Annotated in this window: 23 protein-coding genes and 2 pseudogenes; 15 read left to right on the plus strand and 10 right to left on the minus strand. The window is 52.6% G+C overall.

The window, feature by feature from the left end; all coding sequences use genetic code 11:
* Nucleotides 1-70: 70 nt before the first annotated feature.
* Together waaA and coaD are read left to right on the plus strand one after the other, a co-directional pair.
* Nucleotides 71-1348, plus strand: a complete 1278-nt coding sequence (gene waaA, locus ACUU1I_RS08215) for a lipid IV(A) 3-deoxy-D-manno-octulosonic acid transferase (RefSeq protein ID WP_000891565.1) — start codon at nt 71-73, stop codon at nt 1346-1348.
* Between the two features lie 7 nt (nt 1349-1355).
* A complete protein-coding gene (coaD, locus tag ACUU1I_RS08220) occupies nt 1356-1835 on the plus strand; it encodes a pantetheine-phosphate adenylyltransferase (protein ID WP_001171866.1) in 480 nt (159 codons plus the stop codon).
* Nucleotides 1836-1873: 38 nt separating this feature from the next.
* Here the strand turns inward: coaD and mutM are convergent, their stop codons facing one another.
* From mutM to radC, 4 genes and pseudogenes are all read right to left on the minus strand, one after another.
* Complete coding sequence (mutM, locus tag ACUU1I_RS08225) at nt 1874-2683, minus strand: bifunctional DNA-formamidopyrimidine glycosylase/DNA-(apurinic or apyrimidinic site) lyase (protein ID WP_001114555.1); 810 nt, start codon at nt 2681-2683, stop codon at nt 1874-1876.
* A gap of 97 nt (nt 2684-2780) precedes the next feature.
* Nucleotides 2781-2948: a 50S ribosomal protein L33 gene (gene rpmG, locus ACUU1I_RS08230; protein WP_001051798.1), complete on the minus strand. Its 168-nt coding sequence runs from the start codon at nt 2946-2948 to the stop codon at nt 2781-2783.
* Nucleotides 2949-2968: 20 nt separating this feature from the next.
* Nucleotides 2969-3205 carry a 50S ribosomal protein L28 gene (rpmB, locus tag ACUU1I_RS08235; RefSeq protein ID WP_000091955.1) on the minus strand — a complete coding sequence of 79 codons (237 nt, stop codon included), beginning with the start codon at nt 3203-3205 and terminating at the stop codon, nt 2969-2971.
* A 216-nt stretch (nt 3206-3421) separates the two neighbouring features.
* A pseudogene (gene radC / locus ACUU1I_RS08240) lies at nt 3422-4090 on the minus strand (RadC family protein).
* A gap of 171 nt (nt 4091-4261) precedes the next feature.
* Here radC and coaBC point away from each other — a divergent pair.
* The 3 genes from coaBC to slmA all read left to right on the plus strand — a co-directional run bounded on the left by coaBC (nt 4262) and on the right by slmA (nt 6621).
* Nucleotides 4262-5482 carry a bifunctional phosphopantothenoylcysteine decarboxylase/phosphopantothenate--cysteine ligase CoaBC gene (gene coaBC, locus ACUU1I_RS08245; protein ID WP_000050139.1) on the plus strand — a complete coding sequence of 407 codons (1221 nt, stop codon included), beginning with the start codon at nt 4262-4264 and terminating at the stop codon, nt 5480-5482.
* Nucleotides 5460-5918: a dUTP diphosphatase gene (gene dut, locus ACUU1I_RS08250; protein WP_000976070.1), complete on the plus strand. Its 459-nt coding sequence runs from the start codon at nt 5460-5462 to the stop codon at nt 5916-5918. The genes coaBC and dut overlap by 23 nt, the downstream gene beginning before the upstream one ends.
* A gap of 106 nt (nt 5919-6024) precedes the next feature.
* A complete protein-coding gene (gene slmA, locus ACUU1I_RS08255; protein WP_000818601.1) occupies nt 6025-6621 on the plus strand; it encodes a nucleoid occlusion factor SlmA in 597 nt (198 codons plus the stop codon).
* A gap of 36 nt (nt 6622-6657) precedes the next feature.
* Here slmA and pyrE read toward each other — a convergent pair whose 3' ends face one another.
* Together pyrE and rph are read right to left on the minus strand one after the other, a co-directional pair.
* Nucleotides 6658-7299, minus strand: a complete 642-nt coding sequence (gene pyrE / locus ACUU1I_RS08260; protein WP_000806177.1) for an orotate phosphoribosyltransferase — start codon at nt 7297-7299, stop codon at nt 6658-6660.
* Between the two features lie 65 nt (nt 7300-7364).
* Nucleotides 7365-8081 (minus strand): ribonuclease PH, encoded by a 717-nt coding sequence (gene rph / locus ACUU1I_RS08265; RefSeq protein ID WP_001247089.1) that lies wholly within the window; start codon nt 8079-8081, stop codon nt 7365-7367.
* Nucleotides 8082-8207: 126 nt separating this feature from the next.
* Between rph and ACUU1I_RS08270 the strand changes: the two genes are divergently transcribed.
* From ACUU1I_RS08270 to ACUU1I_RS08280, 3 genes are all read left to right on the plus strand, one after another.
* A complete protein-coding gene (locus tag ACUU1I_RS08270) occupies nt 8208-9071 on the plus strand; it encodes a YicC/YloC family endoribonuclease (protein WP_000621336.1) in 864 nt (287 codons plus the stop codon).
* Between the two features lie 220 nt (nt 9072-9291).
* Nucleotides 9292-10116 (plus strand): DNA damage-inducible protein D, encoded by an 825-nt coding sequence (gene dinD, locus ACUU1I_RS08275; RefSeq protein WP_005071853.1) that lies wholly within the window; start codon nt 9292-9294, stop codon nt 10114-10116.
* Between the two features lie 290 nt (nt 10117-10406).
* Nucleotides 10407-11024, plus strand: a complete 618-nt coding sequence (locus ACUU1I_RS08280; RefSeq protein ID WP_000924289.1) for a trimeric intracellular cation channel family protein — start codon at nt 10407-10409, stop codon at nt 11022-11024.
* On the opposite strand, the pseudogene ligB reads toward ACUU1I_RS08280, so the two are convergent.
* Nucleotides 11021-12648, minus strand: a pseudogene (gene ligB, locus ACUU1I_RS08285) (NAD-dependent DNA ligase LigB). The gene ACUU1I_RS08280 and the pseudogene ligB sit on opposite strands and share 4 nt — an antisense overlap.
* Entirely contained in the window at nt 12560-12817 is a 258-nt protein-coding gene (locus ACUU1I_RS08290) for a hypothetical protein (RefSeq protein ID WP_000638625.1), read from the minus strand. Before ACUU1I_RS08290 ends, ligB begins: the two are co-directional and overlap by 89 nt.
* A gap of 139 nt (nt 12818-12956) precedes the next feature.
* On the opposite strand from ACUU1I_RS08290, the gene gmk reads away from it, so the two are divergent.
* Genes gmk through recG form a run of 5 tightly spaced genes read left to right on the plus strand, consistent with a single transcriptional unit; the run spans nt 12957 to nt 18820 of the window.
* A complete protein-coding gene (gmk, locus tag ACUU1I_RS08295) occupies nt 12957-13580 on the plus strand; it encodes a guanylate kinase (RefSeq protein ID WP_001295237.1) in 624 nt (207 codons plus the stop codon).
* 54 nt (nt 13581-13634) lie between these two features.
* Nucleotides 13635-13910, plus strand: coding sequence for a DNA-directed RNA polymerase subunit omega (gene rpoZ / locus ACUU1I_RS08300; protein WP_000135058.1), 276 nt, complete (start codon nt 13635-13637; stop codon nt 13908-13910).
* A gap of 18 nt (nt 13911-13928) precedes the next feature.
* Nucleotides 13929-16037 carry a bifunctional GTP diphosphokinase/guanosine-3',5'-bis pyrophosphate 3'-pyrophosphohydrolase gene (gene spoT, locus ACUU1I_RS08305; protein ID WP_000280488.1) on the plus strand — a complete coding sequence of 703 codons (2109 nt, stop codon included), beginning with the start codon at nt 13929-13931 and terminating at the stop codon, nt 16035-16037.
* A gap of 6 nt (nt 16038-16043) precedes the next feature.
* Complete coding sequence (trmH, locus tag ACUU1I_RS08310) at nt 16044-16733, plus strand: tRNA (guanosine(18)-2'-O)-methyltransferase TrmH (RefSeq protein WP_001070177.1); 690 nt, start codon at nt 16044-16046, stop codon at nt 16731-16733.
* A 5-nt stretch (nt 16734-16738) separates the two neighbouring features.
* A complete protein-coding gene (recG, locus tag ACUU1I_RS08315) occupies nt 16739-18820 on the plus strand; it encodes an ATP-dependent DNA helicase RecG (RefSeq protein ID WP_000678442.1) in 2082 nt (693 codons plus the stop codon).
* 33 nt (nt 18821-18853) lie between these two features.
* Here recG and gltS read toward each other — a convergent pair whose 3' ends face one another.
* A complete protein-coding gene (gene gltS / locus ACUU1I_RS08320) occupies nt 18854-20059 on the minus strand; it encodes a sodium/glutamate symporter (protein WP_000468833.1) in 1206 nt (401 codons plus the stop codon).
* Nucleotides 20060-20338: 279 nt separating this feature from the next.
* Here gltS and xanP point away from each other — a divergent pair, with 279 nt between their 5' ends.
* Nucleotides 20339-21730, plus strand: coding sequence for a xanthine/proton symporter XanP (xanP, locus tag ACUU1I_RS08325; RefSeq protein ID WP_005071841.1), 1392 nt, complete (start codon nt 20339-20341; stop codon nt 21728-21730).
* A gap of 120 nt (nt 21731-21850) precedes the next feature.
* Nucleotides 21851-23560, plus strand: coding sequence for an AsmA family protein (locus ACUU1I_RS08330; RefSeq protein WP_005071839.1), 1710 nt, complete (start codon nt 21851-21853; stop codon nt 23558-23560).
* A 52-nt stretch (nt 23561-23612) separates the two neighbouring features.
* Here ACUU1I_RS08330 and yicI read toward each other — a convergent pair whose 3' ends face one another.
* On the minus strand, nt 23613-25931 hold the full coding sequence (yicI, locus tag ACUU1I_RS08335; protein WP_000702924.1) for an alpha-xylosidase: 2319 nt from the start codon (nt 25929-25931) through the stop codon (nt 23613-23615).
* Between the last annotated feature and the right edge of the window lie 6 nt (nt 25932-25937).

Genomic DNA, 25937 nt, shown 5'->3' on the forward strand with positions numbered 1-25937 from the left:
GGAAAAGTAATGGTAAAGCCACAGCTAAATACATAGAATCCCCAGCACATCCATAAGTCAGCTATTTACTATGCTCGAATTGCTTTACACCGCCCTTCTCTACCTTATTCAGCCGCTGATCTGGATACGGCTCTGGGTGCGCGGACGTAAGGCTCCGGCCTATCGAAAACGCTGGGGTGAACGTTACGGTTTTTACCGCCATCCGCTAAAACCAGGCGGCATTATGCTGCACTCCGTCTCCGTCGGTGAAACTCTGGCGGCGATCCCGTTGGTGCGCGCGCTGCGTCATCGTTATCCTGATTTACCGATTACCGTTACAACCATGACGCCAACCGGTTCGGAGCGCGTACAATCGGCTTTCGGGAAGGATGTTCAGCACGTTTATCTGCCGTATGACCTGCCCGATGCGCTCAACCGTTTCCTGAATAAAGTCGACCCCAAACTGGTGTTGATTATGGAAACCGAACTATGGCCTAACCTGATTGCGGCGCTACATAAACGTAAAATTCCGCTGGTGATCGCTAACGCGCGACTCTCTGCCCGCTCGGCCGCAGGTTATGCCAAACTGGGTAAATTCGTCCGCCGCTTGCTGCGTCGTATTACGCTGATTGCTGCGCAAAATGAAGAAGATGGTGCACGTTTTGTGGCGCTGGGCGCAAAAAATAACCAGGTAACCGTTACCGGTAGCCTGAAATTCGATATTTCTGTAACTCCGCAGTTGGCTGCTAAAGCCGTGACGCTACGCCGCCAATGGGCACCACACCGCCCGGTATGGATTGCCACCAGCACTCACGAAGGTGAAGAGAGCGTGGTCATTGCCGCACATCAGGCATTGTTACAGCAATTCCCGAATTTATTGCTCATCCTGGTACCCCGTCATCCAGAACGCTTCCCGGATGCGATTAACCTTGTCCGCCAGGCTGGACTAAGCTATATCACACGCTCTTCAGGGGAAGTCCCCTCCACCAGCACGCAGGTTGTGGTTGGCGATACGATGGGCGAGTTGATGTTACTGTACGGCATTGCCGATCTCGCCTTTGTTGGCGGTTCACTGGTTGAACGTGGTGGGCATAATCCGCTGGAAGCTGCCGCACACGCTATTCCGGTATTGATGGGGCCGCATACTTTTAACTTTAAAGACATTTGCGCGCGGCTGGAGCAGGCAAGCGGGCTTATTACCGTTACCGATGCCACTACGCTTGCAAAAGAGGTTTCCTCTTTACTCACCGACGCCGTTTACCGTAGTTTCTATGGCCGTCATGCCGTTGAAGTACTGTATCAAAACCAGGGCGCGCTACAGCGTCTGCTTCAACTGCTGGAACCTTACCTGCCACCGAAAACGCATTGAGGTTGTTATGCAAAAACGGGCGATTTATCCGGGTACTTTCGATCCCATTACCAATGGTCATATCGATATCGTGACGCGCGCCACGCAGATGTTCGATCACGTTATTCTGGCGATTGCCGCCAGCCCCAGTAAAAAACCGATGTTTACCCTGGAAGAGCGTGTGGCACTGGCACAGCAGGCAACCGCGCATCTGGGGAACGTGGAAGTGGTCGGGTTTAGTGATTTGATGGCGAACTTCGCCCGTAATCAACACGCTACGGTGCTGATTCGTGGCCTGCGTGCGGTGGCGGATTTTGAATATGAAATGCAGCTGGCGCATATGAATCGCCACTTAATGCCAGAACTGGAAAGTGTGTTTCTGATGCCGTCGAAAGAGTGGTCGTTTATCTCTTCATCGTTGGTGAAAGAGGTGGCGCGCCATCAGGGCGATGTCACCCATTTCCTGCCGGAGAATGTCCATCAGGCGCTGATGGCAAAATTAGCGTAGCGTTTATGCCGGATGGTATGCCATCCGGCTCGCATGAATTACTTCTGGCACTGCCGACAATAAAACGTTGCCCGCTGCGCATGTTTAGTCGCCACAATCGGCGTACCGCACACCCGACACGGCTCACCTTTTCGCCCGTAAACCTGCAATTCCTGCGCGAAATAGCCCGGTTTACCATCACTTTGCAGAAAATCTTTCAGCGTTGTACCACCCTGCTCAATCGAACGCAGCAACACCGCTTTAATCACCCGAGCTAACAATTCACACTCTGCCAGCGACAGTGATGACGCCAGCCGATCCGGATGGATCCCCGCCGCAAACAGTGATTCGCTGGCATAGATATTCCCTACCCCTACCACCAGCTTGTTATCCATCAGCCACGGTTTAATCGCCGTTTTTTTCTTCGCGCACTTCTGATGCAGATACTCACCATTGAAATCGTCGCTAAGCGGCTCCGGTCCAAGATGGGCCAGCACATTATGCCCTTCCAGCTCTTTGGTCCACAGCCAGGCACCAAAGCGGCGCGGATCGGTGTAGCGCAGCACTTTACCGTTGCTCATCACCAAATCCACATGGTCATGCTTTTCAGGGGGAAGTTCTTCTGGAAGGATGCGCAGGCTGCCAGACATCCCCAAATGAATGATAATCCAGCCCTCAGGCAGCTCCAGCAGCAGATATTTAGCCCGCCGCTGCACGCTAAGCACTGGTTGATCGCTTAATCGGTAGATCTCTTCTGAAACCGGCCAGCGCAAGCGTCCGTTGCGCACCACCGCATGAAGAATGGTTGCACCAACGAGATTCGGTTCTATGCCGCGACGGCTGGTTTCAACTTCGGGTAATTCAGGCATAGCATCTCCAGGAATGAACAGATGCAATCAATATGGGGGCAAGCAGATAACAAAAAACCCCGCCGGAGCGAGGTTTTTCGTTACATCAAAGCGAGAATTATTTGATTTTCGCTTCTTTGTAGATCACGTGCTGACGAACAACTGGATCGAATTTTTTCAGTTCCAGTTTTTCCGGCTTAGTACGTTTGTTCTTCGTAGTGGTATAGAAGTGACCAGTACCAGCAGAAGAAACCAGCTTGATTTTCTCACGAATACCTTTAGCCATGATTTATTTCCTCTAAGTACTTAGTACTTTTCGCCACGGGCACGCAGTTCAGCCAGAACTGTATCGATGCCTTTTTTATCGATTACACGCATACCTTTAGCAGATACACGCAGGGTGACAAAACGCTTCTCGCTCTCAACCCAGAAACGGTGAGAGTGCAGGTTCGGCAGGAAACGGCGTTTAGTCGCGTTCAGTGCGTGGGAACGGTTGTTACCGGTCACCGGACGCTTGCCAGTAACTTGGCAGACTCGGGACATGTCTATTCTCCAAAAATCAAATTAGCTCGAGCTTCGTATGGGGTATTGGCGCCTCGTCAGGCTTTACAGCCCGGTCATCGCAGTTCTATGTGAACTCTCGATTGCCAGGCCCAAATGCCAAACCCGAGATTCTCAAAGGTGGCGTAGTATACGCTGACTCAGCGATGTGCTCAAGTCCCGAACAGACAAAGATCCCGAAGGATCGCGCATAGCGGGTTAAATCCAGCCGCGTTCGGCAAAAGAAACATACTCTCCACGCCCAATCACGATATGGTCGAGCACGCGTAAATCCATGAACTGACAACTCTTTATTATCCGTTCAGTAATGAGTTTATCCGCTTTACTGGGTTCAGCACAACCCGAAGGGTGATTATGTGCAAGGATCAGCGCCGAGGCGTTTATTTTTATCGCTTAGCGGATAATTTCCCGAGGATGGACTTCAACATGGTTTAGCGTGCCGGAAAAAAGACGGCTATGCGTTATAACCCGGTGTTGTGAGTCGAGAAAGATCACCATAAAGATCTCCCGCTCCTCACCCGTGAGCTGGCTTTGTAAAAATTCCCGCGTCATCTCCGGGCTGAGTAAAGGGCTTTCTTCACGCATCCGCACGTTGTAGTAACGTCGCGCCAGTTCAGCAATCCCCTTTAACTGGGCAAATTTCGCTACGCCAATTCCATGAACACCACTAAATTGTTCATATTCAGAGGTTAACAAGCCATAAAGAGAGCCGAAATTCTCCAGCATCTCTTTTGCCAGGGTTAATACATCTTTACCGCGCGTTCCGGTACGCAGAAATAGCGCCAGCAGCTCGACATCCGTTAAGGCGCTAATACCAAACTTCAGCATTTTTTCGCGCGGCATCAACAGCTGTGCATTGTTTTTCACCTTCACCTCCTTTGTGGTGCTCGCATCCTGTCATAGCCGTTCCGTTAAATCGACGGCCAGTTTTCAATCCTGGAAAGAGCCTCGCAAAGTGAATCTCAGGTGAAGGCACGACAACAAAAGTATTGTGATAAAATCGCCAACTTCTGGTGTCACCCAACAGGAAAAATCATCATGAGCCTGGCCGGTAAAAAAATCGTTCTCGGCGTTAGCGGCGGTATTGCTGCCTATAAAACCCCTGAACTGGTGCGTCGTTTGCGCGATCGCGGGGCCGACGTCCGCGTAGCCATGACCGAAGCGGCAAAAGCCTTTATCACCCCACTTAGCTTGCAGGCGGTTTCTGGTTATCCCGTTTCCGACAGTCTGCTTGACCCGGCAGCCGAAGCAGCTATGGGCCATATTGAGCTGGGTAAATGGGCTGATTTAGTGATTCTCGCCCCTGCCACGGCAGATTTGATTGCCCGTGTTGCTGCCGGAATGGCGAATGACCTGGTATCGACGATTTGTCTGGCTACACCTGCGCCTGTAGCCGTGCTCCCCGCCATGAACCAGCAGATGTACCGTGCCGCTGCCACGCAGCATAATTTAGAGGTGCTTGCTTCCCGTGGTTTGCTCATCTGGGGGCCAGACAGTGGCAGTCAGGCTTGTGGTGATATCGGTCCTGGACGAATGCTCGATCCGTTAACCATTGTGGATATGGCGGTGGCGCATTTTTCGCCCGTCAACGACCTGAAACATCTGAACATTATGATTACCGCCGGTCCGACGCGTGAACCGCTCGATCCGGTGCGTTATATCTCTAATCACAGCTCCGGCAAGATGGGTTTTGCTATCGCCGCCGCTGCTGCCCGTCGTGGCGCGAACGTCACGCTGGTATCAGGTCCAGTTTCACTACCGACGCCACCGTTTGTTAAACGTGTTGATGTGATGACCGCGCTGGAAATGGAAGCCGCCGTGAATGCTTCTGTACAGCAGCAAAATATTTTTATCGGTTGCGCCGCCGTGGCGGATTATCGCGCAGCTACCGTGGCCCCAGAAAAAATCAAAAAGCAGGCCACGCAGGGTGATGAATTAACAATAAAAATGGTTAAAAACCCCGATATCGTCGCAGGCGTTGCCGCACTAAAAGACCATCGACCCTACGTCGTTGGATTTGCCGCCGAAACAAATAATGTGGAAGAATACGCCCGGCAAAAACGTATCCGTAAAAACCTTGATCTGATCTGCGCGAACGATGTTTCCCAGCCAACTCAAGGATTTAACAGCGACAACAACGCATTACACCTTTTCTGGCAGGACGGAGATAAAGTCTTACCGCTTGAGCGCAAAGAGCTCCTTGGCCAATTATTACTCGACGAGATCGTGACCCGTTATGATGAAAAAAATCGACGTTAAGATTCTGGACCCGCGCGTTGGGAAGGAATTTCCGCTCCCGACTTATGCCACCTCTGGCTCTGCCGGACTTGACCTGCGTGCCTGTCTCGACGACGCCGTAGAACTGGCTCCGGGTGACACTACGCTGGTTCCGACCGGGCTGGCGATTCATATTGCCGATCCTTCACTGGCGGCAATGATGCTGCCGCGCTCCGGATTGGGACATAAGCACGGTATCGTGCTTGGTAACCTGGTAGGATTGATCGATTCCGACTATCAGGGCCAGTTGATGATTTCCGTGTGGAACCGTGGTCAGGACAGCTTCACCATTCAACCTGGCGAACGCATCGCCCAGATGATTTTTGTTCCGGTAGTACAGGCTGAATTTAATCTGGTGGAAGATTTCGACGCCACCGACCGCGGTGAAGGCGGCTTTGGTCACTCTGGTCGTCAGTAACACATACGCATCCGAATAACGTCATAACATAGCCGCAAACATTTCGTTTGCGGTCATAGCGTGGGTGCCGCCTGGCAAGTGCTTATTTTCAGGGGTATTTTGTAACATGGCAGAAAAACAAACTGCGAAAAGGAACCGTCGCGAGGAAATACTTCAGTCTCTGGCGCTGATGCTGGAATCCAGCGATGGAAGCCAACGTATCACGACGGCAAAACTGGCCGCCTCTGTCGGCGTTTCCGAAGCGGCACTGTATCGCCACTTCCCCAGTAAGACCCGCATGTTCGATAGCCTGATTGAGTTTATCGAAGATAGCCTGATTACTCGCATCAACCTGATTCTGAAAGATGAGAAAGACACCACAGCGCGCCTGCGTCTGATTGTGTTGCTGCTTCTCGGTTTTGGTGAGCGTAATCCTGGCCTGACCCGCATCCTCACTGGTCATGCGCTAATGTTTGAACAGGATCGCCTGCAAGGGCGCATCAACCAGCTGTTCGAGCGTATTGAAGCGCAGCTGCGCCAGGTATTGCGTGAAAAGAGAATGCGTGAGGGTGAAGGTTACACCACCGATGAAACCCTGCTGGCAAGCCAGATCCTGGCCTTCTGTGAAGGTATGCTGTCACGTTTTGTCCGCAGCGAATTTAAATACCGCCCGACGGATGATTTTGACGCCCGCTGGCCGCTAATTGCCGCGCAGTTGCAGTAATATGACGCCGGATGACTTTTCATCCGGCGAGTTTCTTTAAACGCCAAACTCTTCGCGATAGGCCTTAACCGCCGCCAGATGTTCCGCCATTTCCGGCTTCTCTTCCAGATAGGCAATCAGATCTTTCAGGGTGATGATAGAGATCACTTTGCAGTTGTAATCACGCTCAACTTCCTGAATCGCCGAAATCTCGCCGCGCCCGCGTTCCTGACGATCGAGCGAAATCAACACGCCAGCAAGCGTCGCGCCATTGGCCTGAATAATCTCCATCGACTCGCGAATCGCCGTTCCGGCGGTGATCACATCATCTACCAGCATTACGCGTCCTTGTAACGCGCTACCAACCAGATTGCCGCCTTCACCGTGGTCTTTTGCTTCTTTGCGGTTAAAGCAGTACGGCAGGTCCAGGTCGTGATGCTCCGCCAGTGCCACAGCGGTTGTGGTGGCAATCGGGATCCCTTTGTAAGCAGGGCCAAACAGCAGATCGAACTCAATGCCGGAATCCACCAACGCTTCAGCGTAAAAACGGCCTAACAGTGCCAGATCGCGCCCGGTATTAAACAGCCCGGCGTTGAAGAAATAGGGGCTTTTGCGCCCGGATTTCAGCGTAAACTCGCCAAACTTTAACACCTGCTTGCTAAGCGCAAATTCAATAAACTGGCGCTGATATGGTTTCATGCCTTCGCTCCTCATCTTACTTTTCTACAGACAAAAAAAAGGCGACTCATCAGTCGCCTTAAAAATCAGTTTGCCAGCGCCGCCTTCTGCGTCGCTACAATGGATTCGATTCCCCCTCGGGCCAGCGCCAACAAGGTGAGTAGCTCTTCATGGGTGAACGGCTCGCCTTCTGCCGTCCCCTGCACTTCAATGATGCGCCCGTCTTCGGTCATCACTACGTTCATGTCGGTCTCTGCGGCTGAGTCTTCAACGTATTCCAGATCGCAAATTGCTTCACCGTTTACAATACCGACAGAAACTGCGGCTACCATCCCTTTCATCGGGTTGGTTTTCAGCTTGCCGTTTTCCACCAGCTTCTGTAGCGCATCTGCCAGCGCCACGCAGGCACCCGTAATCGACGCGGTACGAGTGCCACCATCAGCCTGAAGCACGTCGCAGTCCAGCGTAATGGTGAACTCACCCAGCGCTTTCAAATCTACTGCCGCGCGAAGAGCACGGGCGATCAGACGCTGGATTTCCATTGTGCGTCCACCCTGCTTACCTTTCGCCGCTTCACGAGCGTTACGGGTGTGGGTAGAACGTGGCAGCATGCCGTACTCTGCGGTGATCCAGCCCTGGCCCTGACCTTTCAGGAAGCGCGGCACGCCTTCTTCAATAGAGGCGGTACACAATACTTTGGTATCGCCAAATTCGACCAGCACCGAGCCTTCTGCATGTTTTGTATAGTTACGAGTCAGGGTAACGGGACGCACCTGATTATTGCTACGGCCTGCTGGACGCATATTGAAATCTCCGGCTTGAAACAAATGTGGCTGCGCATTATACGGACTTCCGGCGGTTATTCCTATCCTGACAAGGCATCGATGGCTATAATCCTTCCACCTCTCCTTTTATAAACAGGAACGTCTATGATCCGCAGTATGACCGCCTACGCCCGGCGTGAAATCAAGGGTGAATGGGGGAGCGCAACCTGGGAAATGCGCTCGGTAAACCAGCGTTATCTGGAAACTTACTTTCGTCTGCCGGAGCAGTTCCGTAGCCTTGAACCTGTCGTTCGCGAGCGTATTCGTTCTCGCCTGACGCGCGGTAAAGTGGAATGTACCCTGCGCTATGAGCCAGATGTTAGCGCACAAGGTGAGCTGATCCTCAATGAAAAACTGGCTAAACAGCTGGTAACTGCCGCGAACTGGGTAAAAATGCAGAGTGACGAAGGGGAAATCAACCCGGTTGATATTCTACGCTGGCCGGGCGTGATGGCAGCCCAGGAGCAGGATCTCGACGCGATTGCCGCTGAAATTCTCGCGGCGTTGGATGGTACGCTGGACGACTTTATCGTCGCGCGCGAAACCGAAGGTCAGGCACTGAAAGCATTGATCGAGCAGCGTCTGGAAGGCGTCACCGCCGAAGTGGTCAAAGTCCGCGCCCATATGCCGGAAATTCTGCAATGGCAGCGTGAGCGTCTGGTCGCGAAGCTGGAAGATGCTCAGGTTCAGTTGGAAAACAACCGTCTGGAGCAGGAGTTGGTTCTGCTGGCACAACGAATTGACGTTGCCGAAGAGCTGGACCGCCTCGAAGCGCATGTTAAAGAGACGTACAACATTCTGAAGAAAAAAGAAGCGGTTGGTCGTCGTCTGGACTTTATGATGCAGGAGTTCAACCGTGAGTCGAACACTCTTGCGTCGAAATCTATCAATGCCGAAGTGACAAACTCCGCCATCGAGCTGAAAGTGTTGATTGAGCAGATGCGCGAGCAGATTCAGAATATTGAGTAACTCGTAACACCAATTCTGACTTTTCAGCCTTCACAAATGCCGCCCACTCAAACAGAGCGGCATTTTTCTTCCCCGCAACTTCAATTCTGTTTTGCGTGCCTGCTCCAGATTTTGCGATGTTTTTTTGCCCAGCACACTGAGAACGTGAGATACTCACAACTGTATATAAATACAGTTACAGATTTACTTTCTTTGCAATCGATATCACATGGAGTGGGCAATGAACGAACATCATCAACCTTTTGAAGAGATAAAACTGATTAATGCAAACGGAGCAGAACAATGGTCAGCAAGACAACTTGGGAAACTACTGGGTTATTCAGAGTATCGTCACTTTATACCTGTATTAACGCGCGCCAAAGAGGCCTGTGAGAACAGTGGTCACACAATTGATGACCATTTCGAGGAGATCCTCGATATGGTCAAAATTGGCTCAAATGCCAAAAGAGCATTAAAAGACATCGTACTCTCCCGCTATGCCTGTTACCTGGTAGTACAAAACGGCGACCCCGCGAAACCGGTCATTGCGGCAGGGCAGACTTATTTTACTATCCAGACCCGACGGCAGGAGCTTGCTGACGATGAAGCATTTAAGCAACTTCGTGAAGACGAAAAGCGTCTGTTTCTGAGAAATGAGTTGAAAGAACATAACAAACAATTGGTTGAGGCAGCACAGCAAGCTGGGGTAGCGACAGCTACTGATTTCGCCATATTTCAGAATCATGGTTACCAGGGGCTGTATGGTGGATTAGATCAGAAAGCCATCCACCAACTGAAGGGGCTGAAAAAGAGTCAGAAGATCCTGGATCATATGGGTTCAACAGAACTGGCGGCTAATCTCTTTCGAGCTACCCAAACAGAAGAAAAACTCAAGCGGGATAGCGTGAATTCAAAACAGCAAGCTAATACCACACACTTTGACGTGGGTAGCAAGGTGAGGCAAACCATTCAGGAACTTGGCGGAACCATGCCTGAGGAGTTGCCGACCCCGCAGGTCAGCATCAAGCAGTTGGAAAACAGTGTAAAAATTACAGAGAAGAAATAGCAGAAACGAAAAACTCTTTTTGTTGATTGAGACACCCGATGCGTAAGCCAAGGTCCAGGTGCAGTGAACACAATGGCTAAACATTGCACCTTTCTTTTCCCCCCTCAGTTTTAACCTATTTTTTCTTATGCATTTTCTCAGACAAGAAGTCAGAAGAATGCATCTACGCTACAGAAAATAGCGATTTCACATAACTAAAAGTTATCAATTTCCTCTCACCTTAAAAAATATCAATCGTGACAATGCGCACAAATCGCTACCCTGCCAGACAGATTTTTAGGGAGAGAACCATGCTGTTACACATTTTGTATTTGGTTGGCATTACTGCCGAAGCCATGACGGGGGCGCTGGCGGCCGGGCGACGGCGCATGGATACATTTGGCGTAATTATTATTGCAACCGCCACCGCAATTGGCGGAGGGTCAGTGCGCGATATTCTGCTGGGCCACTATCCGCTCGGCTGGGTCAAACACCCGGAATATGTGATTATCGTCGCTACCGCCGCAGTACTCACCACTATCGTTGCTCCTGTAATGCCTTACCTGCGCAAAGTGTTTCTGGTGCTCGATGCGCTCGGACTGGTGGTCTTTTCTATCATCGGCGCACAGGTTGCACTGGATATGGGGCACGGCCCAATTATTGCCGTTGTCGCGGCGGTAACCACCGGTGTATTTGGCGGCGTTTTGCGCGATATGTTCTGTAAACGCATTCCGCTGGTCTTTCAAAAAGAGTTGTATGCCGGTGTCTCATTTGCCTCCGCCGTGCTGTACATCGCGCTGCAACACTATGTTTCTAACCATGATGTGGTGATTATCTCCACCCTGGTATTCGGCTTTTTTGCTCGTTTACTGGCGCTACGTCTTAAGCTGGGATTACCGGTCTTTTACTACAGCCACGAAGGTCACTAAGGTTCAAAACCTGTGATCTGCTGGGCAGCCAGCCAACTGCCCAGCTTCTTGATTTGCGCATTTTCCTTCCATTCAATAACCTGTCTGGCGCGCCCAGATCCAGTCCCCGGCAGCTGCTGCCAGAACTGCTCCGTGCTAAATAAAAGTTGCGACCAGGATCGTTCATCACTGGCATTAAGCGCCGCCCGGGTTAGCGGTATTCCCATTGCCATCACCCAGCGAGTAAAAGGCTGGTTACGAGCCAGATTAAACTGATGCCATAACTGCGCACTTTTACTTTTCGCGATCCCCGGCGTGTTCTGTAATTGCTCTGGCGTTAATAAAAGCCAGGAAAAGATATGCTCAAAGCGATGAGTCTGATGCAGCGCGCGCCAACCGGCCTCACCAATGCCATCCAGCCCGAGAACCTGTTTTGACCCCAGCCAGACTAAGCGTGAAATGAACTGTTCCTGACAAACATCAGAAGCAAAGTAGCAGGTCAACGAGTTAAAGCGGTTTTCTGGTGGTGTCGGTTTTGTACGTTCTGCACCGCGCCAGACCACATCATCAATGCGAGGAATACCCTGACCGCCAAGGCTGACGAGGATCTGATCACCAGGCGCAATATCCCACTCCTGCCAGCGCCTGACGGAACCAATATTCACCCGCTGGACTTTTTTATCATCCAGCATGACAGGTGCGAGTGACGCAACCACCGATATTTTACCGCTCTTACCCACCGCAAACTGAATCGCCTTCACTTCGGCAACCTGAGCTACAGGTTGATATTTCCAGGCCACCAGCCACTCCGCCTGGCCCGGTAGCCAATGACGGGATTCGGGTTCCTTAGCCCCTCGCACAACCACGCCATCGGTGACGAAGGGTAATTTCGCTTTCCACCACTCATTGCGTACGCGCGCAACCTCATCAGCATTTTTAACCGCACGGGTATACCTCTGCGTTAGAGTAAAACCTGCGGTAGCCAGCTCCTTTAAACGATCGGTCATTAACTGCGGTCCATCCGGCCATGCCCAGACAAAAACAGCCAGTGAGTTTAGCGTGTCGCTATTCCCCTGGCGCATCATCAGGCCAGCAACTTTTGCGCGGGCATTTATTCCCCCCATTTGTTGTTGGATATGCCCCTCGCGCTGGAGAAATATTTCCCCCTGAAGCGTACTATTGGCTAAAGGCCCGCTAACGGTTTGCGGCACAGCGGAAATTAAGCTAACTTTCTGCGTCCAGTCCTCGCCTTTCAGGCCATTACCGCGACTGATTGCTTTGTTCAGTTTCCCGTCCCGATAAACCAGGGTTACCGCAACGCCATCAACTTTTGGCTGCACCCAAAGATCACTACGTTCTCGCATCCACAGACTTAATGCGTTTTTATCCGCCATTTTGCGTACACCCGTATGGGCAACCGGATGCATAACCGCACCATTTAAAGGCGGCATCATCACGTCGCGGGGCTCGCTCACAAAGCAGCGTTGCCACTGCGTAAGACGGGCGCTTAACTGATCGTAAACACCGTCTTCCACCTCACTTTTTCCTTCCAGTAGTCATCGTCCCACTGTTTTATTTGCTGTTGCAGGCGGGAAATTTCTTCCTGTGCTCTGGCTGGCGACCAGGCCGGACAGACCGCCCACACAGATGATTGCCAGCACAAGATACTTATTAATATCGCCATCCATACTTTCATCTTCACCTCCGCTGTAGTCAGGCTGGCAGATATACAACGTGGTGAAGGCAAAGCCGAGTGGCAAAAACGGAGTCTGCGAGGACGCTTCCTGAGAATCGTCTTTATTGCAGTAAATCACAGGCAAATGCGGAAACAGCTACGCAAAACGCAACAACTTTGCGCAAAAAGTGTGAGCAAGGGCTACGTCACATGGCCGCGCCGTGTATAATAAGCTCGTATGTAGGCTTTATTTCGCTAATCACATACGAAAGATACTCATGGCTCAAGGCACGCTTTATATTGTTTCTGCCCCCAGTGGCGCGGGTAAATCCAGCCTGATTCAGGCTTTATTAAAAACCCAACCGTTGTATGACACCCAGGTTTCTGTTTCACACACCACACGCCAACCGCGTCCTGGTGAAGTCCACGGTGAACATTATTTCTTTGTTAATCATGATGAATTTAAAGAAATGATTAGCAGAGATGCGTTCCTCGAACACGCAGAAGTTTTTGGTAATTACTATGGCACTTCGCGTGAGGCCATTGAGCAAGTACTGGCGACCGGTGTCGATGTTTTTCTCGATATCGACTGGCAGGGCGCGCAGCAAATTCGCCAGAAGATGCCGCACGCGCGGAGTATCTTTATTTTACCGCCGTCCAAAATTGAACTGGACCGCCGTCTACGCGGTCGCGGTCAGGACAGCGAAGAGGTCATTGCAAAGCGTATGGCGCAAGCTGTTGCAGAAATGAGCCATTACGCCGAATATGATTATCTGATTGTGAATGATGACTTCGATACCGCGTTGACCGATTTGAAGACCATTATTCGCGCCGAACGTCTGCGCATGAGCCGCCAAAAGCAGCGTCATGACGCTTTAATCAGCAAATTGTTGGCAGACTGAACCTGATTTCAGTATCATGCCCAGTCATTTCTTCACCTGTGGAGCTTTTTAAGTATGGCACGCGTAACTGTTCAGGACGCTGTAGAGAAAATTGGTAACCGTTTTGACCTGGTACTGGTCGCCGCGCGTCGCGCTCGTCAGATGCAGGTAGGCGGAAAGGATCCGCTGGTACCGGAAGAAAACGATAAAACCACTGTAATCGCGCTGCGCGAAATCGAAGAAGGTCTGATCAACAACCAGATCCTCGACGTTCGCGAACGCCAGGAACAGCAAGAGCAGGAAGCCGCTGAATTACAAGCCGTTACCGCTATTGCTGAAGGTCGTCGTTAATCACAAAGCGGGTCGCCCTTGTATCTGTTTGAAAGCCTGAATCAACTGATTCAAACCTACCTGCCGGAAGACCAAATCAAGCGTCTGCGGCAGGCGTATCTCGTTGCACGTGATGCTCACGAGGGGCAAACACGTTCAAGCGGTGAACCCTATATCACGCACCCGGTAGCGGTTGCCTGCATTCTGGCCGAGATGAAACTCGACTATGAAACGCTGATGGCGGCGCTGCTGCATGACGTGATTGAAGATACTCCCGCCACCTACCAGGATATGGAACAGCTTTTTGGTAAAAGCGTCGCCGAGCTGGTAGAGGGGGTGTCGAAACTTGATAAACTCAAGTTCCGCGATAAGAAAGAGGCGCAGGCCGAAAACTTTCGCAAGATGATTATGGCGATGGTGCAGGATATCCGCGTCATCCTCATCAAACTTGCCGACCGTACCCACAACATGCGCACGCTGGGCTCACTTCGCCCGGACAAACGTCGCCGCATCGCCCGTGAAACTCTCGAAATTTACAGCCCGCTGGCGCACCGTTTAGGTATCCACCACATTAAAACCGAACTCGAAGAGCTGGGTTTTGAGGCGCTGTATCCCAACCGTTATCGCGTAATCAAAGAAGTGGTGAAAGCCGCGCGCGGCAACCGTAAAGAGATGATCCAAAAAATCCTCTCGGAAATCGAAGGGCGTTTGCAGGAAGCGGGAATTCCCTGCCGCGTCAGTGGTCGCGAGAAGCATCTTTATTCGATTTACTGCAAAATGGTGCTCAAAGAGCAGCGTTTTCACTCAATCATGGACATCTACGCTTTCCGCGTGATCGTCAATGATTCCGACACCTGTTATCGCGTGCTCGGGCAAATGCATAGCCTGTACAAGCCGCGTCCGGGTCGCGTGAAAGACTACATCGCCATTCCAAAAGCGAACGGCTATCAGTCTTTGCACACCTCGATGATCGGCCCGCACGGTGTGCCGGTTGAGGTCCAGATCCGTACCGAAGATATGGATCAGATGGCGGAGATGGGTGTTGCCGCGCACTGGGCTTATAAAGAGCACGGCGAAACCAGCACCACCGCGCAAATCCGCGCCCAGCGCTGGATGCAAAGCCTGCTGGAGCTGCAACAGAGCGCCGGTAGTTCGTTTGAATTTATCGAGAGCGTTAAATCCGATCTCTTCCCGGATGAGATTTACGTTTTCACACCGGAAGGGCGAATTGTCGAGCTGCCTGCCGGTGCAACGCCCGTCGACTTCGCTTATGCAGTGCATACCGATATCGGTCATGCCTGCGTGGGCGCACGCGTTGACCGCCAGCCTTACCCGCTGTCGCAGCCGCTTACCAGCGGTCAAACCGTTGAAATCATTACCGCACCGGGCGCTCGCCCGAATGCCGCGTGGCTGAACTTTGTCGTTAGCTCAAAAGCGCGCGCCAAAATTCGTCAGTTGCTGAAAAACCTCAAGCGTGATGATTCTGTAAGCCTGGGCCGTCGTCTGCTCAACCATGCTTTGGGTGGTAGCCGTAAGCTGAATGAAATCCCGCAGGAAAATATTCAGCGCGAGCTGGATCGCATGAAGCTGGCAACGCTTGACGATCTGCTGGCAGAAATCGGACTTGGTAACGCAATGAGCGTGGTGGTCGCGAAAAATCTGCAACATGGGGACGCCTCCATTCCACCGGCAACCCAAAGCCACGGACATCTGCCCATTAAAGGTGCCGATGGCGTGCTGATCACCTTTGCGAAATGCTGCCGCCCTATTCCTGGCGACCCGATTATCGCCCACGTCAGCCCCGGTAAAGGTCTGGTGATCCACCATGAATCCTGCCGTAATATCCGTGGCTACCAGAAAGAGCCAGAGAAGTTTATGGCTGTGGAATGGGATAAAGAGACGGCGCAGGAGTTCATCACCGAAATCAAGGTGGAGATGTTCAATCATCAGGGCGCGCTGGCAAACCTGACGGCGGCAATTAACACCACGACTTCGAATATTCAAAGTTTGAATACGGAAGAGAAAGATGGTCGCGTCTACAGCGCCTTTATTCGTCTGACCGCTCGTGACCGTGTGCATCTGGCGAATATCATGCGCAAAATCCGCGTGATGCCAGACGTGATTAAAGTCACCCGAAACCGAAATTAATGTTTTATGAACCCAACACGTTATGCACGCATCTGCGAAATGCTCGCCAGGCGGCAGCCTGATCTGACCGTCTGCATGGAGCAGGTCCACAAACCTCATAACGTTTCTGCGATTATTCGTACCGCAGATGCCGTTGGCGTACATGAAGTTCACGCCGTCTGGCCTGGTAGCCGCATGCGCACCATGGCTTCGGCAGCGGCGGGTAGTAACAGCTGGGTACAGGTGAAAACACACCGCACCATTGGCGATGCCGTCGCTCATCTCAAAGGCCAGGGCATGCAGATTCTGGCAACCCATCTTTCTGATAATGCTGTCGATTTCCGCGAAATTGATTACACTCGCCCGACCTGCATTTTGATGGGACAGGAGAAAACGGGCATCACGCAGGAAGCATTGGCCCTGGCGGATCAGGACATCATCATTCCGATGATCGGCATGGTGCAGTCGCTGAATGTTTCCGTTGCCTCAGCCCTCATTCTTTACGAAGCCCAGCGTCAGCGGCAAAATGCAGGCATGTACCTGCGTGAAAACAGCATGTTGCCGGAAGCAGAGCAACAACGCCTGTTGTTTGAAGGCGGCTATCCGGTGCTGGCGAAAGTCGCAAAACGCAAAGGCCTGCCTTATCCCCACGTCAATCAGCAAGGCGAGATCGAAGCTGATGCCGACTGGTGGGCTACTATGCAGGCTGCAGGGTAAGTGCCATGAAAGGTCGCCTGTTAGATGCTGTCCCACTCAGTTCCCTAACGGGCGTTGGCGCAGCACTTAGTAACAAACTGGCGAAAATCAACCTGCATACCGTGCAGGATCTACTCTTACACCTTCCCCTGCGCTACGAAGATCGCACCCATCTCTACCCCATCGGAGAACTACTGCCGGGCGTTTATGCCACGGTGGAAGGCGAAGTGCTGAACTGCAATATCTCCTTCGGCGGTCGGCGGATGATGACCTGCCAGATCAGCGACGGTTCCGGCATCCTCACCATGCGCTTTTTCAATTTCAGCGCGGCAATGAAAAATAGCCTGGCGACGGGCCGCCGTGTACTGGCTTATGGCGAAGCAAAGCGCGGTAAATATGGTGCGGAGATGATCCACCCGGAATACCGCGTGCAGGGCGATCTCAGCACGCCAGAATTACAGGAAACGCTCACGCCGGTTTATCCAACAACGGAAGGCGTAAAGCAGGCCACGCTGCGTAAATTAACCGACCAGGCGCTGGATCTGCTCGACACCTGCGCCATTGAAGAACTCCTGCCGCCGGAACTGTCACAAGGAATGATGACGCTACCGGAAGCGTTGCGCACTTTGCACCGCCCGCCACCGACGCTACAGCTTAGCGATCTGGAAACCGGGCAGCATCCGGCGCAACGTCGTCTGATTCTGGAAGAACTGCTGGCGCACAACCTCAGCATGTTAGCCTTACGTGCCGGAGCACAGCGTTTTCATGCCCAGCCGCTGAGCGCCAATGACACGCTGAAAAATAAACTCCTCGCCGCCTTACCGTTCAAGCCAACGGGCGCACAGGCACGCGTAGTGGCGGAGATCGAGCATGATATGGCGCTGGATGTGCCGATGATGCGCCTGGTACAGGGCGATGTAGGTTCCGGTAAAACGCTGGTCGCCGCCCTCGCCGCGCTGCGTGCGATTGCCCACGGCAAACAGGTGGCACTGATGGCACCAACCGAATTACTCGCCGAGCAGCACGCCAATAACTTCCGCAACTGGTTTGCACCGCTCGGTATCGAAGTGGGCTGGCTCGCCGGTAAGCAGAAAGGCAAAGCGCGACTGTCTCAGCAGGAAGCCATCGCCAGCGGTCAGGTGCAGATGATTGTCGGTACACACGCCATCTTCCAGGAACAGGTGCAGTTTAACGGCCTGGCGCTGGTGATTATCGACGAACAGCATCGTTTTGGCGTGCATCAGCGTCTGGCATTGTGGGAGAAAGGCCAGCAGCAGGGCTTCCATCCGCATCAGTTGATCATGACCGCCACGCCGATCCCCCGCACGCTGGCAATGACGGCGTATGCCGATCTCGATACCTCGGTGATAGATGAGCTGCCGCCAGGCCGCACGCCAGTGACTACGGTCGCTATTCCTGATACCCGCCGTACCGACATCATTGACCGCGTGCGCCACGCCTGCATAACTGAAGGTCGTCAGGCGTACTGGGTTTGTACGTTGATTGAAGAGTCAGAGTTACTGGAAGCGCAGGCGGCGGAAGCTACCTGGGAAGAGTTGAAACTGGCGCTACCAGAATTGAATGTTGGCCTGGTACACGGGCGGATGAAACCAGCCGAGAAACAGGCGGTGATGGCGTCGTTTAAACAAGGTGAGCTACATCTGCTGGTTGCCACTACCGTTATTGAAGTCGGTGTTGATGTGCCTAACGCCAGCCTGATGATTATCGAAAACCCTGAGCGTCTGGGTCTGGCGCAGTTACACCAGCTGCGTGGGCGCGTAGGTCGTGGCGCGGTGGCTTCTCACTGCGTGCTGCTCTACAAAACGCCGCTTTCTAAAACGGCGCAAATTCGCCTGCAAGTGCTGCGCGACAGTAACGACGGTTTTGTGATTGCGCAAAAAGATCTGGAGATTCGCGGCCCTGGCGAATTGTTAGGCACGCGTCAGACGGGTAATGCTGAATTTAAAGTGGCGGATTTACTGCGCGATCAGGCGATGATCCCGGAAGTTCAGCGCCTGGCGCGACATATTCACGAACGTTACCCACAACAGGCAAAAGCCTTGATAGAACGCTGGATGCCGGAGACAGAACGTTACTCGAATGCGTAAAAGGCGGCGGTGAGAAGACCGCCGCTTCATCGGTTAACCGGCAAAAATCGGCAACATTAAATACAGCTTAATCACCAGCGCATTGACGATATCGATAAAGAACGCACCGACCATCGGCACCACCAAAAACGCCATGTGCGACGGGCCAAAGCGTTCAGTGATCGCCTGCATGTTGGCGATTGCCGTTGGCGTTGCACCGAGGCCAAAACCACAGTGACCCGCAGCCAGCACTGCCGCATCGTAGTTTTTGCCCATCATGCGCCAGGTAACGAAGATGGCATACAACGCCATGAAGATGGTCTGTACCACCAGAATCGCCAGCATCGGCAGTGCCAGCGAAGCCAGCTCCCACAGTTTCAGCCCCATCAACGCCATCGCCAGGAACAACGACAAGCTTACGTTACCCAGCACGGATACCGCACGCTCAAAGACGCGGTAAAAGCCCATTATTGACAGACCGTTGCTCAGAATCACGCCAACAAACAGTACACAGACGAAGGTCGGCAGTTCAAAAGCAGTGCCAGCCAAAAGTTGCGCAACAATTTTCCCCACCGTCAGGCAGATAGCAATCAGCGCGATAGTTTCAATCAGCACCAACGAGGTGATCATGCGTCCCACATCCGGCTTTTCAAACGCCGTCGGGACTTCCTGGTCATCCGGAATACCGTTCGGCGTGGTGGAGTGTTTCACCAGATAGCGCGCCACCGGACCGCCAATCAAGCCGCCCAGCACCAGACCGAACGTTGCACAGGCCATAGCCACTTCCGTCGCATTGGTGAAGCCATAACGTTCAATGAACAATTTACTCCACGCAGCGCCCGTACCGTGACCGCCGGAAAGCGTAATAGAACCGGCCAACAGCCCCATCAGCGGATCAAGCCCTAACAGGCTAGCCATACCAATGCCAATGGCATTTTGCATCACCAACAGACCAACAACCACAATCAAGAAGATGCCAACCACACGCCCACCGGCACGCAAACTGGCAATGTTGGCGTTCAGGCCAATGGTGGCGAAGAAAGCCAGCATTAACGGATCGCGCAGGGACATATCAAAGTTGACTTCCCAGCCCATGCTTTTTTTCAGTACTAGTAGCGCCAGCGCCACCAACAAACCACCCGCAACAGGTTCCGGTATGGTGTATTTCTTCAAAAAGGAGACGGAATGGACCAACTTACGCCCGAGCAGCAACGTCAGCGTTGCGGCAACAAGCGTTGCTAAAGTATCGAGATGAAACATAGTTACTCCTTTGTATCCGCATCACTCTTTCATACTCGTCATACTTCATCGCGCAGTGGCAACTTCATGAACTATGACGGGTATCGAGTTATGCTTTCCTGGGTCAAATTCTCAGCTGTTAATGAACAAATGGCATGGATTTTAAGCAGAAAAATACCAAAAGTTATATAAAAAAGTGCATTTATCTCATTTAAATATTTAGATGAGGATGTGGCAAACGTTTGCTTTTCTCTTTCGGTCAGCTAAAATGCCCGCTTTGCTACCACGGGATTGTTTTCAATGTCTGTTTCCACCCTCGAGTCAGAAAATGCGCAACCGGTTGCGCAGACTCAAAACAGCGAACTGATTTACCGTCTTGAAGATCGTCCGCCGCTTCCTCAAACCCTGTTTGCCGCCTGTCAGCATCTGCTGGCGATGTTCGTTGCGGTGATCACGCCAGCGCTATTAATCTGCCAGGCGCTGGGTTTACCGGCACAAGACACGCAACACATTATTAGTATGTCGCTGTTTGCCTCCGGTGTGGCATCGATTATTCAAATTAAGGCCTGGGGTCCGGTTGGCTCCGGGCTGTTGTCTATTCAGGGCACCAGCTTCAACTTTGTTGCCCCGCTGATTATGGGCGGTACCGCGCTGAAAACCGGTGGTGCTGATGTTCCTACCATGATGGCGGCTTTGTTCGGCACGTTGATGCTGGCAAGTTGCACCGAGATGGTGATCTCCCGCGTTCTGCATCTGGCGCGCCGCATTATTACGCCGCTGGTTTCTGGCGTTGTGGTGATGATTATCGGCCTGTCGCTAATTCAGGTGGGGCTGACCTCCATTGGCGGCGGTTACGCAGCCATGAGCGATAACACCTTCGGCGCACCGAAAAATCTGCTGCTGGCAGGCGTGGTTTTAGCCTTAATTATCCTGCTTAACCGTCAACGTAACCCTTACTTACGCGTGGCCTCACTGGTAATTGCGATGGCGGCCGGATATGCGCTGGCGTGGTTTATGGGCATGTTGCCAGAAAGCAACGAACCGATGACGCAAGAACTGATTATGGTGCCAACGCCGCTCTATTACGGTCTTGGCATTGAATGGAGTCTGCTGCTGCCGCTGATGCTGGTCTTTATGATCACTTCGCTGGAAACCATTGGCGATATCACGGCGACCTCTGACGTTTCCGAACAGCCAGTGTCCGGTCCGCTGTACATGAAACGCCTGAAAGGCGGCGTGCTGGCAAACGGCCTGAACTCGTTTGTTTCGGCGGTGTTTAACACCTTCCCGAACTCCTGCTTCGGGCAAAACAACGGAGTGATCCAGTTGACTGGTGTTGCCAGCCGCTATGTCGGTTTTGTCGTCGCGCTGATGTTGATCGTGCTGGGTCTGTTCCCGGCAGTGAGCGATTTTGTACAACACATTCCAGAACCGGTTCTGGGCGGCGCAACGCTTGTAATGTTTGGCACCATCGCCGCCTCCGGTGTGCGTATCGTTTCTCGTGAGCCGCTGAACCGTCGGGCGATTCTGATTATCGCGTTGTCGCTGGCGGTTGGTCTGGGCGTGTCTCAGCAGCCGCTGATTTTGCAGTTTGCCCCTGAATGGCTGAAAAACCTGCTCTCCTCCGGGATCGCCGCGGGCGGTATTACTGCCATCGTGCTGAATCTGATTTTCCCACCAGAAAAACAGTAATTCACTGGCGGCGGTAAGATAATTACCGCCGCAGTCTCACCTCTTTCACCATTCCCGCCTTGAGGATTGCGCGTAAATCGTGCATAACTCCCTTATGTGCATTTCACGGGATGGAAGACCATGAAATTTATTGGGAAGCTGCTTCTCTACATTCTCATCGCTCTGTTAGTGGTGATCGCTGGCCTCTATTTTCTTCTGCAAACCCGCTGGGGAGCAGAACATATCAGCGCATGGGTTTCCGAGAATAGCGACTATCATCTGGCCTTCGGGGCGATGGATCACCGTTTTTCCGCGCCATCTCATATCGTGCTGGAGAATGTCACGTTTGGTCGTGATGGTCAGCCCGCGCCCCTGGTGGCAAAAAGTGTCGACATTGCGCTAAGCAGTCGCCAACTGACCGAACCACGCCATGTCGATACCATCCTGCTGGAAAACGGGACGCTGAATCTCACCGACCAGACCGCGCCGCTACCGTTCAAAGCCGATCGTCTGCAACTGCGTGATATGGCGTTTAATAGCCCGAATAGCGAATGGAAACTGAGCGCGCAGCGGGTAAATGGCGGCGTGGTTCCGTGGTCACCAGAAGCCGGTAAAGTGCTGGGTACGAAGGCGCAGATTCAGTTTAGTGCCGGATCGCTTTCGCTCAATGATGTTCCTGCCACCAATGTACTGATTGAAGGCAGTATTGATAACGATCGCGTTACGCTGACTAACCTGGGTGCCGACATCGCCCGCGGGACATTAACCGGAAACGCGCAGCGTAACGCCGACGGCAGCTGGCAAGTGGAAAATCTGCGCATGGCGGATATCCGTCTACAAAGCGAAAAATCGCTAACCGACTTCTTTGCGCCATTACGCTCTGTCCCGTCGTTGCAGATTGGTCGCTTGGAAGTCATCGATGCTCGTCTGCAAGGTCCGGACTGGGCGGTGACCGACCTCGATCTCAGCTTGCGCAACATGACCTTCAGTAAAGATGACTGGCAGACACAGGAAGGCAAACTGTCGATGAACGCCAGCGAGTTCATTTATGGTTCGCTGCATTTATTTGACCCGATTATAAACGCGGAATTTTCCCCGCAGGGCGTAGCGCTGCGCCAGTTCACCAGCCGCTGGGAAGGGGGTATGGTCAGAACGTCAGGGAACTGGCTGCGTGACGGTAAAACGTTGATCCTTGATGATGCGGCAATTGCCGGGCTGGAATATACCTTGCCGAAAAACTGGCAACAGTTGTGGATGGAAACGACACCCGGTTGGTTAAACAGCCTGCAACTGAAGAGATTTAGCGCCAGCCGCAATCTGATCATTGATATCGACCCTGACTTCCCGTGGCAGCTCACCGCGCTCGATGGTTACGGTGCCAACCTGACGCTGGTTACCGATCATAAATGGGGCGTCTGGAGTGGCTCGGCGAATCTGAATGCCGCCGCCGCGACATTCAATCGTGTTGATGTTCGTCGCCCGTCGCTGGCGCTGACCGCCAACAGCAGCACGGTGAATATCAGCGAACTGAGTGCATTTACTGAAAAAGGCATTCTGGAAGCCACCGCAAGTGTTTCACAAACGCCACAACGTCAGACCCATATCAGCCTGAATGGACGCGGTGTGCCGGTGAATATTTTGCAACAATGGGGATGGCCTGAATTACAGTTGACTGGCGACGGCAATATTCAGCTTACCGCCAGTGGAGATATTCAGGCCAATGCCCCGCTGAAACCTACGGTTAGCGGGCAATTGCATGCCGTGAACGCCGCAAAGCAGCAAGTGACTCAAACCATGAATGCGGGCGTCGTTTCCAGCGGTGAAGTTACATCGACGGAGCCGGTGCGGTAAACATCAATCTCGCCGGGTACGACTCAGACGTACCCGGCATTCCGTCAATAGATTACAACGTAATTGTCAGCGCATTCCCTTGAGGCGTCACCACCAGCCCCTGCTCACTTTCAGCCTGCGAACCGCCTTGCAGACCATTTACTTTCACAACATTGCGCAAGCACAGCGTCCAGTTCTTCGCCTCGCCCGCACCAGTCACAGTAATCGTGTTGCCAGTACGTGCTGCTTTTAAAGTAAAGATCACCGATCCGTCAGCAGCAGGCACTTCACAGACGGCTTCATGCCCGTCTTGCAGATTAAAGAGGTGGAATGCCGTGCCTTCGTGCCACACGTAATCGGGACGTTGATCGTTGTTGCCCAGCGCCAGTAGAGTGTTATCACGCACATAAACGGGCAGACTCAGGAAGCCGTGCTGCTGTTTATGCCAGCGACTACCGTCGAGTTCATCGTTGTGCCACAGGTGTGTCCAGCGACCTTCCGGCAGGTAGAACTGCACATCGCCCGCTTCAGTGAACACCGGCGCAACCATCACGTTGTCGCCTAACATGTATTGACGGTCAAGGTAATCACAAGCCGGATCGTCCGGGAACTCCATCATCATGGCCCGCATCATCGGCGTACCCCGCGCGTTCGCACGCGCAGCTTCACGATACAGATACGGCATCATGCGGCATTTCAGTTGCGTGAAGAAGCGCACCACATCACAGGACTCATCATCGTAGGCCCACGGCACACGATAAGATTTGCTACCGTGTAAACGGCTATGGCTGGAGAGCAAACCAAACGCGCACCAGCGTTTGTAAACGTGCGCCGGAGCGGTATTTTCAAAGCCGCCGATATCGTGGCTCCAGAAGCCAAAACCTGAAAGGCCAATAGACAAACCACCGCGCAGGCTTTCCGCCATTGATTCGTAGTTAGCGTAACAATCGCCACCCCAGTGTACCGGGAATTTCTGCGCACCGACGGAGGCCGAGCGGGCAAACAAGACAGCTTCTTCCTCACCAACGGTGTCCTTGAGCACGTTCCACACCAGTTCGTTGTAGATGTACGCATAATGGTTATGCATTTTCTGCGGATCGGAACCGTCAAACCACTGAACATCAGTTGGGATACGTTCGCCAAAGTCGGTCTTAAAGCAATCAACGCCCATCGCGACCAGACCTTTCAGTTTGTCGGCGTACCATTTGCAGGCATCCGGATTGGTAAAGTCATAAATCGCCAGACCTGGCTGCCATTTATCCCACTGCCATAGCGAACCGTCCGGGCGTTTGAGTAAATAGCCTTTCTCTTGTAACTCTTTAAAGACGGGGGATTTTTGACCGATATAGGGGTTAATCCAGACGCAGATTTTCAGCCCTTTCGCTTTCAGGCGGCGGATCATCCCTTCCGGGTCAGGGAAAGTCAGCGGGTCCCACTCAAAATCGCACCACTGGAAGGCTTTCATCCAGAAACAGTCAAAGTGGAAAACATGCAGCGGCAGATTGCGTTCCGCCATACCATCGATAAAGCTGTTTACCGTCGCTTCGTCGTAGTTGGTGGTAAATGAAGTGGTTAGCCACAGGCCGAAGGACCACGGGGGCGGCAGCGCCGGACGACCAGTAAAGCGGGTATAACGATCAAGTACCGCTTTCGGCGTCGGGCCGTCGATAACAAAGTATTCGAGATATTCACTCTCAACGCTGAACTGCACTTTGGAGACTTTCTCCGATCCCACTTCAAAAGAGACACACTGGGGATGATTGACCAGTACCCCATAACCACGGTTAGTCATGTAGAACGGGATATTTTTATACGCCTGTTCAGTACTTGTGCCGCCGTCCCGGTTCCAGGTCTCTACCGTCTGGCCATTGCGCACCAGGGCAGTAAAGCGCTCTCCCAGACCGTAAACTGTTTCGCCAACGCCAAGATCAAGCCGCTCAAACATATAATTGCGTTGATTATTCGTGTCCTGCACGTAGCCATTATTTTTCACCTGACTACCGGTAATACGTTCGCCGTTGCGCAGAAAATCCAGTGACCAGAACTCACCTTTGCTGACACGCGCGCTTAAGTTGCCACTTTTAAACTCAGCATAACGTTCTGTGTTTTCGATTGTGACCTTCACGTCCTGCAAAATATTGAGCGGATAATGAGGACCGTTATTCAGCGCCCCCTGAAAATACTCAATCCGCACACCGACAATACCTTCCTGTGGGGAGAAAAAGCGCAGCGTAAATAAAGGCGTATCAAGCTGCCAGGTACGTTCACGCACATCACGGGGGGCAGCATAGACCACCATTTCATTATCCTGCTGTTCAACCTCGAATACCTGAAGCGGGTGAATCAAATTGAGCCCAGGTTGAATCAACCAGTTTCCATCGCTAATTTTCATTGCCGT

The organism is Shigella sp. SIG3 (genome assembly GCF_053555855.1).